The 7,782-nt window shown below is 72.6% G+C and carries 7 protein-coding genes; 2 read left to right on the top strand and 5 right to left on the bottom strand.

The window, feature by feature from the left end; translation table 11 throughout:
- Positions 1-77: 77 nt before the first annotated feature.
- A complete protein-coding gene (locus AB0C29_RS23700) occupies positions 78-548 on the bottom strand; it encodes a winged helix-turn-helix domain-containing protein (protein ID WP_360823814.1) in 471 nt (156 codons plus the stop codon).
- 362 nt (positions 549-910) lie between these two features.
- Positions 911-1,288: a signal peptidase I gene (locus tag AB0C29_RS23695; RefSeq protein WP_360823811.1), complete on the bottom strand. Its 378-nt coding sequence runs from the start codon at positions 1,286-1,288 to the stop codon at positions 911-913.
- A gap of 52 nt (positions 1,289-1,340) precedes the next feature.
- Here AB0C29_RS23695 and AB0C29_RS23690 point away from each other — a divergent pair, with 52 nt between their 5' ends.
- Both AB0C29_RS23690 and AB0C29_RS23685 read left to right on the top strand, forming a co-directional pair.
- Positions 1,341-1,733 carry an ankyrin repeat domain-containing protein gene (locus AB0C29_RS23690; RefSeq protein ID WP_360823808.1) on the top strand — a complete coding sequence of 131 codons (393 nt, stop codon included), beginning with the start codon at positions 1,341-1,343 and terminating at the stop codon, positions 1,731-1,733.
- Complete coding sequence (locus AB0C29_RS23685; RefSeq protein ID WP_360823805.1) at positions 1,730-2,662, top strand: DUF3500 domain-containing protein; 933 nt, start codon at positions 1,730-1,732, stop codon at positions 2,660-2,662. Before AB0C29_RS23690 ends, AB0C29_RS23685 begins: the two co-directional genes overlap by 4 nt.
- A 10-nt stretch (positions 2,663-2,672) precedes the next feature.
- Here AB0C29_RS23685 and secA2 read toward each other — a convergent pair whose 3' ends face one another.
- The 3 genes from secA2 to AB0C29_RS23670 all read right to left on the bottom strand — a co-directional run.
- A complete protein-coding gene (secA2, locus tag AB0C29_RS23680) occupies positions 2,673-4,961 on the bottom strand; it encodes an accessory Sec system translocase SecA2 (protein WP_360823802.1) in 2,289 nt (762 codons plus the stop codon).
- Positions 4,962-5,026: 65 nt separating this feature from the next.
- The gene (locus AB0C29_RS23675; protein ID WP_360823799.1) at positions 5,027-6,760 is read right to left on the bottom strand and encodes an ABC transporter ATP-binding protein; all 1,734 of its coding nucleotides are present in this window, start codon (positions 6,758-6,760) and stop codon (positions 5,027-5,029) included.
- Positions 6,761-6,814: 54 nt separating this feature from the next.
- On the bottom strand, positions 6,815-7,782 hold a 968-nt coding region (locus AB0C29_RS23670; protein WP_360823796.1), incomplete at its 5' end, for a zinc-binding alcohol dehydrogenase.

Below are 7,782 nucleotides of genomic sequence, written 5' to 3'. Positions count from 1 at the left end.
GCCGTGCCGGCCAGCCGGTCGGCCAGCTCTTCGACCAGGACCTCGATCGACACCGGACGCACCTGCACCCGGCCAGCCTAGTCGTGCGGCAGCACCACGATCCGCGCCTCGTCGGCCAGGCGGTAGCCGACGCCGTAGACGGTGGTGATCAGGGGCAGCTGGGTGCCCATCTTGACCCGCAGGCGGCGCACGTGCACGTCCACCGTGCGCTCGCCGGTGTGCTCGTAGCCCCAGACCGCAGTGAGCAGCTGGGTGCGGCTGAACACCCGGCGCGGGTGGTCGGCCAGGAACAGCAGCAGGTCGAACTCGAGCCGGGTCAGCGGCAGCAGCTCGCCGTCGACGAGGACCTGGCGCGACGAGGTCAGCAGCCGCACCTCGATGGTGCCGTCGTGGTGCGCGGGCGGAAGCGGCTCGGCGGCCCGCGCGGAAACCGGCGACTCGACGGCCACGGAGCCCTGACCGGCCTCGACCAGCTCACGGACCGCTTCGATGAGCCGGTGCGCCTGCGGCGGCAGCGCGTCCCCGGTCAGCGGGATGTTGAGCGTGATGGTGAGGGCGGCGGGAGGCACGGGCGCGGGGGCGACGCGGCGGATCGCGGCCAGCCGGCCCGACCCCTTCGCATGTCGTCCCGTGCGTGCCGACAGGGCGGTGACCGCCATGAATCCTCCTGCGTCGAAGAATGGAAACCACGCACCCGACAACGGGCACGATTTAATGCACGCTTAAATCGCGGTCGATATTTCCGGCCTTGCGGTTGCCGGGTCAAGGTGGCATCCACACTGTGGGAAACTCGTTCCATAACCGTTGGATGCATCGTGTTTTCGCGCACCAGGAATGCGAATACCGGCGCGGCGGTTAACGGCGGGCATCCGTTTGTCTTCGGCGACAAATAAAGCGGGAACGCGGACGATCAGGGCGCCGTCGGCGGCAGGCGCCAGCCCGGCAACGACGGCCAGCGCACGGTCAGCACCACCGTCTCCACGTCTCCGGCCTGCCAGGAGTGGTCCTGGCCGGGGCCCCAGACGACATAGTCGCCGGGCTCGCGCAGCAGCACCGTACGGTCGCGCAACTCGATGTCGAAAGCTCCCCGGATCAGCACGAGCAGCGCCGTACGGACCTCGTCGGTGGCCCACGCCGCGCGCCGATCACCGGGCGGGTGCACGCCCCACTTCACCTCGACGTCGACGCTGTGCAACAGGTCACCCTTGGGCATGAAATGGCCGAGCAGCCAGCCCTGGTTCGCCGCACCGTCCGGCCCGGCCCGGCCCACGTAGACGCCGTCGCTCACCGCTCACCCCCGGATAATGTGCGCCAGACATTAGCACCGTAGGCTGGCCCGCATGCCCGAGGAATTGGATGCCGAAACCATCGCCTTCGCGCACCGGATGTTCGACCTCGCGCGCTCCGGGTCGGCCGAGGAGCTCTCCGGTCAGCTGTCGCACGGGCTGCCGGCCAATCTGACCAACGACAAGGGTGACACGCTGCTGATTCTGGCGGCGTACCACAACCATCCGCCGACCGTCGCCATGCTGCTCGAGCACGGCGCCGACCCGGCCCGGGTCAACGACCGCGGTCAGACCGCCCTGGCGGCCGCGGTGTTCCGCAAGAACGCCGACAGTGTCCGGACGCTGCTCGCCGCCGGCGCGGACCCGGCCGCCGGCAGCCCGTCGGCCGTCGAGACGGCCGCGTTCTTCGACCTGCCGGAAATGGCCGCACTGCTGCGTGGGGAGTGACCGTGACGCTCGCGGACGAGATGCGCCCGGCGGCCGCCGCTCTGCGGGCGACCGCCGAGGGGCCGGGGGCCGCTGCCGCCTTCGACGACGACCGGGCGCGCCGCTGGATCGAATACCGGCCCCGCCCGCGGCCCGGGCTCAGCCTGGCCGACCTCGGCATCGGCGCCCGCAAGGCCGCGCACCGGCTGCTGGCCACCGCGCTGAGCCCGCCGGCGTACGCGCAGGCCATGACCGTACTGGCGCTCGAGGAGATCCTCGACCGCCGGGAGGGCTGGGCCCGCGGCCGGCACAGCGAGGACTACCAGGTGATCGTCTTCGGCACGCCCGGTGACGACGAGTGGGGCTGGCGCTTCGAGGGTCACCACCTGTCGGTGAGCATGACCGTGGCCGGTGACCGGGTCTCCCCCGCGCCGGTGTTCCTGGGCGCGAACCCGGCCCGGGTCGACACCGCCGGGCGCACGGTGCTGCGCCCGCTGGCCATCGAGGAGGACCTCGCCCACGAACTGCTGCGGTCGCTGCCCGCGGCCGCCCGCAGCCGGGCGGTGGTGGCCGACGAGGCCCCGTCCGACATCCGCTCGGCCACCCGGCCGGCCAGCGTGCCCCTGTCCCCCGCCGGGATCGCCCGCACCGACCTGCGACCGGGCGAGCGGGCGCTGCTCGATCAGCTCGTCGCGGTGCACCTGGGCCGGCTGCCGGACGAGCTGGCGGCGGCCCTGGACCCGGCCGGCGGCGACGTGCACTTCGCCTGGGAAGGCCCGCCCGGCCCGGGCACCCGGCACTACTACCGGATCCAGGCCGACGACCTGCTCATCGAGTTCGACAACACGAGCGACGACGGCAACCACGCGCACAGCGTGCTGCGGCGCCCGCACGGCGACTTCGGCGGCGACATCCTCGCCGCCCACCGCGCGGACGTCCCGCACACCTGAGACAGGCTGACTAGCCGCCCGAGGTGAGGCGGCGGCCGACGGCGGCGATGAGCCGGTCCAGCTCGGAGCCGAACGGGTTGTCGTGCACCAGGTACGTCCAGGTGGCGCTCGGGCGTACGATCTCGGCCTGCTCCGGGTGGTAACCGTCGCTGAGGTCGAGCTCCTCGAACGTGGCGATCGTGCGCGCCTCGATCTCGGTGAAGACCTTCTGGAACGCCGGCACCGCCGCCCGGTGGAACTCGTCGAGCGGGTCGAGCTTGCCCAGCGCCCGCAGGTGCACACCCTCGCGTACCTCGGAGAGCTCGGCCAGGTGCTCGGCCCAGAGCCGGTCGAGGTGGTAGAGCGCGATCGAACGGGCGGCGTCGGAGAGCACGTCCTCGTCGATCTCCTTGGCCTTCTCCGGCGACCGCTCGAGCAGCATGATCGCGGCGACCTCGGAGGTGAGCAGCCGTTCCCGGCGCTGGGCCAGGGCGAGGCGCTGCTCCTCGATCACGACGCTGTAGCGCCACGTGTTGCGGTGGATCTCGTGGTTGACGCCCTCGGCGACGCGCTGGGCGTGCTCGACCGCGTACTCGACCTGCTCGTCGTGCACGACGCCGTCCATGTCCATCCGCGGCGAGGATGGCAGGATGTCGCCGGCGTGCCGGGTGATCAGGTCGTCCTCGAGGCTGACGAAGAACACCGAGCCACCGGGGTCGCCCTGCCGGCCCGCGCGGCCGCGCAGCTGGTCGTCGACGCGGCGGCTGTCGTGCCGGCCGCTGCCGATGACGTACAGGCCGCCCAGCTCGGCGACCTTCTCCGCGTCCTTGCCGTCGCTGCCGCCCAGGCGGATGTCGACGCCGCGGCCGGCCATCTGGGTGGAGACGGTGACCGCGCCCAGGGCGCCGGCCTCGGCGATGATCGCCGCTTCCTCGTCGTCGTTCTTGGCGTTGAGCACGTTGCTCGGCACCCCGGCCGCGGCCAGCTGCTTGGCCAGCAGCTCGGAGGCCTTCACGTCGAGGGTGCCGATCAGCACCGGGCGCCCCTTGTCGTGGGCGATCTTGATCTCCTCGACCAGGGCCTCGTCGCGCATGTCGTGCGCGGAGTAGATCCGGTCGGGCTCGTCCTCGCGGATGTTCGGCGTGTTCGACGGGATGACCGCGACCTCGAGCTTGAAGTACTCCCGGAGCTGCTCGCCGACGTGCACCGCGGTGGCGGTCATGCCGCACACCGTCTCGTACAGCGCGATGTAGGCCTGGACGGTGATCGTGTCGAGGACCTCGCCCTCGGCGGTGGCGCTGAGCCCTTCCTTGGCCTCCACGGCGGCCTGCAGACCGTCGGGCCAGCGGCGGCGCTGGGCGACCCGGCCGCGCATCTCGTCGATCAGCTCGACGGTGCCGTCCCGCACGATGTAGTCGACGTCGCGGCGCAGCAGGGCCCGGGCGTGCAGGGCCACGTTGACCGCGGAGAGCTGCTCGACCTGGTCGTCCGCGTACAGGTCGATGCCCATCGTCTTCTCCAGCGCCTCCAGACCGGCGTTGGTGAAGGCGACGCTGCGGCCGTCCTCGGCTACCTCGTAGTCCTTGCCCGGGCGCAGGTCGCGGACCAGCGCGGCGGCGTCGTGCACCGGGTCGCTCTCGGTGGAGATGCTGCCGGCCAGCACCATCGGCACCCGGGCCTCGTCGATCAGGATCGAGTCGGCCTCGTCGACGATGGCCGTGGCCAGCTTGCGCTGCACCCGGTCGGCGATGTCGGTGACGAGCTGGTCGCGCAGGTAGTCGAAGCCGCCCTCGCTGACCGAGACGTAGGTGACGTCCGCGGCGTACGCCTCGCGGCGCTCCTCGCGGGTGGAGGTCTCGGTGACCCAGCCGACGGACAGGCCCAGCAGCTTGTAGACCGGCTCCATCCAGGTGGCGTCCCGGCGGGCCAGGTAGTCGTTGACCGTGAGCACGTGCACCGGGCCGTTGCCCAGCCGCACGTGGCCGTACGCGGCGATGGTGGCGGTCAGCGTCTTGCCCTCACCGGTGGCCATCTCGGCGACCTTGCCGGAGAGCAGCGCCATCGCGCCGACCAGCTGCACGTCGTACGGCCGCTGCTCGAGGGCGCGCCAGGCCGCCTCGCGGCCGACCGCGCAGATCTCGGTGTAGTCGTCCGCCGCGGCGGCGGCCTCGGTCAGCGCGGCGTCGTCGAGCTCACGCAGCGCCTCCTCACGGGCTTCGATGGCCGGCAGCCGGCGCTCGAGCGGCGCCAGATCGACCGTGGTGCCCGGACGCTGCAGGAACTTACGGAACCGGTTCTTGAACCGCTGCGACACACCCATGGGCGGTTACGGTACTTCACTTACCTTGAAACGTGGTGCCGACTCCCGCCTGTTTCGCCCAGGGCTCAGCTGACCAGCAACTGGTGCGCGGCGAGCTCCCGATAGAGCGGGCTGGTCTCCAGCAGTTGCTCGTGCGGGCCGACGGCGACGACCCTTCCTGCTTCCAGCACCACGATCTGATCGCTGTCGACCACCGTGCTCAGCCGGTGGGCAACGATGATCAAGGTGCGCTGGAAGGACGCGGCCGCGATCGCCTCGCGCAGCGCTGCCTCGTTGCGGGCGTCGAGATTGCTCGTCGGCTCGTCCAGCAGCAGGATCGGGGCGCCGGCCAGCAGCGTCCGGGCGATGGCCAGGCGCTGGCGCTCCCCGCCGGAGAGCAGCACCCCGCCCTCGCCCACCTGCACGTCCAGGCCCGCCGGGGTGCGGGTCGCCAGCGCGCCGAGATTGACCTGCTCCAGCGCGTCCAGCAGGCGTTGCTCGTCGGCGCCGGGCGCGGTGAGCAGCAGGTTGTCGCGCAGGGTGCCGGCCAGCACCGGGGCTTCCTGCTCGACGTAGCCCAGCCGGCGGCGCAGCGCCTCGCGCGGCAGCTGCCGGATGTCGGTGCCGCCGACCCGGATGGCGCCGGAAGTGGTCTCGTAGAAGCGCTCGATGAGAGCGAGCACCGTGGACTTGCCCGCGCCGGACGGTCCGACCAGGGCGATCCGGCTGCCGGCCGGCACGGTGAAGGAGACGTCGCGCAGCACCTCGGTGCCGCCGGGATAGCCGAAGCTGACGTTCTCCAGCACCACCGCCGGCTCCCCGGCGCCGTCCGGCCCGGCCGGCGCCGGGCTGTCGCCGGCCGTCTCCGACGGCAGATCCAGGACCTCCTCGATGCGCTGCAGGGCGCCGAGGCCGGTCTGGAGCTGGGTGTACGCGTTCAGCGCCTGACCCAGCGGCAGCACCAGGAAGAACAGGAAGAGCACAAACGCCACCAGGTCACCGCCACCGCTCGCCCCCGACGCCACCCGGGCCCCGCCGACGCCGAGCACCAGCAGGAACGCACCCTGGGTGGCCGCCGCGGAAGCCGGCCCGATGAGCGCACGGAGCCGGGCCACCCGCATGCCCGCTTCGTAGGCCTGCGTGGCGCTGCGGGTGACGGTCTCGGCCTCACGCTGCTCAGCACCGCTGGCCCGGATGGTGCGCGCCGCCGAGATGGCCCGTTCGACGGCGGAGGTCATCTCGCCGAGCCGTTCCTGCGTCAGCTCGGACAGCCCCCGCACCCGGCGCGAGACCGAGATGGCCACGGCCATGCCGACGGCGAGCCCGCACAGGGCCACGCCCAGCAGCAGCGGATCGAGCACCGCCATGGCGACGGTCGCGCCGGCCACCATCACCGTGCCGGTGACGATCTCGAACAGCCCGGACGAGACCACCGCCCGCAGCAAGGTGGTGTCGGCGCCGACCCGGGAGAGCAGGTCACCGGTGCGGCGGGCGTCGTATTCGGCGATGGGCAGGCGCAGCAGGTGCCGGGCCAGCCGGCGGCGGGTGGTCAGCACCAGCCCCTCGGCGGTGCGCTGGAGCAGATAGTCACGCAGGCCGCCGAGCGCCGCCCCGGTCAGCAGCAACGCGACCAGCAGGGCCACCGCACCGCCGATCGGCTGCTTGGCCCCGATGCCGTCGAGCACCGAGCGGACCAGCACCGGCTGCACGAGCGCGGTGACCGCGGTGACCAGGGAGAGCCCGCCCACCACGGCCAGCGTGCCGCGATGCTCGCGAAGATAGGGCAGCAGTGCGGGCAGTCCCACTCTCCGCACGGCCATGCGCCGAGCGTAGCCGCGACCGGCTACCACGCGAGGGTGTCGCTCAGCACTCTCTCAGCAGGCCAGCACCGCCTGGAGTTCCTGGCGGCGGCGGGCGGCCAGGTCGTCGAGGAACTGCGGCGCCTCGTCGAACGGCACGACGGCCGAGACGAGGTGCTTGCGGATCAGGTCGCCGTCGGCGCGCAGCAGGTCGATCGTGGCGGCGGAGAGGCGTTCGCGGTCCCAGGTCGGCGCCAGGCCGCGGGGCACCCGGCCGATCTGGGCGCAGCGCAGCCCCAGCCCGTTGTGGTGGAACTCCTCGCCGAGCCGGACCTCGTCGGCCCCGCCCTGATAGAAGGCCAGGTCGATCACTGTGCCCTGGGGGCGCAGCAGCCGCAGGGCGAGCTGCAGCGCCGAGGCCTGACCGCGGCACTGGAAGACGAGGTCGGCGCCGCGGTCGTCCGCGGTGTGCCGCCAGGCTGTCTTGAGGGTGACCGCGGGGTCGCCGTCTTCGGGGTCCAGGGTCTCGAGGCCGAGGGCGGCGGCGACCGCACGCCGCTGCGGCGTCGGGTCGACCACGACCACGGAGGCCGCGCCGTGGGTCCGCGCGAACAGGGCCGTGAGCAGGCCGACCACCCCGGCACCGGTGACCGCGACGCGGCGTCCGGCCACGCCGTCGCCGAGGCTGCGCACGGCGGTGCCGTGCAGATCGGCGGCGGCGTGCAGCAGGCCGTTGGCGCAGATCGGGCCCATGTGGGCGACGTAGATGCCCAGCATCGGGTCGAGGTCGGCCGGCAGCGGCACGACCCGGTCGCGCAGCGGATCGCCGGTGTAGCCGGTGCGGTGCCCGTAGGTCATCGCCACGACCGCACCCTCGGCGACCGCCGGGGTGCGGCTCTGCTCGACCCGCCCGACCTCCATGTAGCCGAGCCGGGTGACCGGGAACGGCTGCTCGACCGGGCCGCCGAACAGGCCCAGCACCGGGTCGAAGCCGTGGTGCAGGGCCGGGTTGGTGCCCTTGACGTAGCTGAGCTCGGTGCCGG

Origin of the sequence: Actinoplanes sp. NPDC048791, from assembly GCF_040650095.1 — a bacterium.
In the GTDB taxonomy this organism is placed as follows: domain Bacteria; phylum Actinomycetota; class Actinomycetes; order Mycobacteriales; family Micromonosporaceae; genus Actinoplanes.
The sequence above is the reverse complement of the archived record's forward strand: the minus strand, read 5'-3'. Positions and strand labels throughout refer to the sequence as shown.

Coding starts and splice junctions, on each gene's coding strand:
- AB0C29_RS23690 (WP_360823808.1), top strand. CDS start 1,341: ATGCCCGAGGAATTGGATGCCGAAACCATCGCCTTCGCGCACCGGATG.
- secA2 (WP_360823802.1), bottom strand. CDS start 4,961: ATGGGTGTGTCGCAGCGGTTCAAGAACCGGTTCCGTAAGTTCCTGCAG.
- AB0C29_RS23675 (WP_360823799.1), bottom strand. CDS start 6,760: ATGGCCGTGCGGAGAGTGGGACTGCCCGCACTGCTGCCCTATCTTCGC.